Source organism: Enterobacter cloacae complex sp. P47BA (assembly GCF_014930485.1).
Lineage (GTDB): Bacteria > Pseudomonadota > Gammaproteobacteria > Enterobacterales > Enterobacteriaceae > Enterobacter > Enterobacter bugandensis.
Map to the genome: position 1 here is coordinate 1 of NZ_JADBRF010000043.1, position 893 is coordinate 893.

The 893-nt window shown below is 50.4% G+C and carries 2 tRNA genes and 1 rRNA gene; all 3 read right to left on the reverse strand.

The features are described 5' to 3' along the window. Positions 1-227: 227 nt before the first annotated feature. Positions 228-303, reverse strand: a tRNA-Ala gene (locus IM299_RS22745). A 38-nt stretch (positions 304-341) separates the two neighbouring features. Further along, positions 342-418: transfer RNA gene (locus IM299_RS22750), tRNA-Ile, on the reverse strand. Positions 419-488: 70 nt separating this feature from the next. After that, positions 489-893 (reverse strand): 16S ribosomal RNA (locus tag IM299_RS22755); the annotation flags it as partial.

An 893-nucleotide genomic window follows, 5' to 3' on the forward strand; every position in this document is an offset into this window, starting at 1 on the left:
CCTTCATCGCCTCTGACTGCCAGGGCATCCACCGTGTACGCTTAGTCGCTTAACCTCACAACCCGAAGATGTTTCACTTCATGATTGCGAAAATTTGAGAGACTCGAACACACCATTAAAGATGTGTCGTTTCAATTTTCAGCTTGATCCAGATTTTTAAAGAGCAAAACTTCGCAGTGCACCTTTTCAGGTTCACTCTGAAGTTTTCTTGTGTTCGCAGTAAAAGATGGTGGAGCTATGCGGGATCGAACCGCAGACCTCCTGCGTGCAAAGCAGGCGCTCTCCCAGCTGAGCTATAGCCCCATCGTTTTGCCAACCTCTTCAAATTTGCTTCGCAAATTTGGTAGGCCTGAGTGGACTTGAACCACCGACCTCACCCTTATCAGGGGTGCGCTCTAACCACCTGAGCTACAAGCCTGTAGAGGTTTTTTACTGCTGTTTTTCATCAGACAATCTGTGTGAGCACTGCAAAGGCAGGTTCTTTAAGGTAAGGAGGTGATCCAACCGCAGGTTCCCCTACGGTTACCTTGTTACGACTTCACCCCAGTCATGAATCACAAAGTGGTAAGCGCCCTCCCGAAGGTTAAGCTACCTACTTCTTTTGCAACCCACTCCCATGGTGTGACGGGCGGTGTGTACAAGGCCCGGGAACGTATTCACCGTGGCATTCTGATCCACGATTACTAGCGATTCCGACTTCATGGAGTCGAGTTGCAGACTCCAATCCGGACTACGACGCACTTTATGAGGTCCGCTTGCTCTCGCGAGGTCGCTTCTCTTTGTATGCGCCATTGTAGCACGTGTGTAGCCCTACTCGTAAGGGCCATGATGACTTGACGTCATCCCCACCTTCCTCCAGTTTATCACTGGCAGTCTCCTTTGAGTTCCCGGCC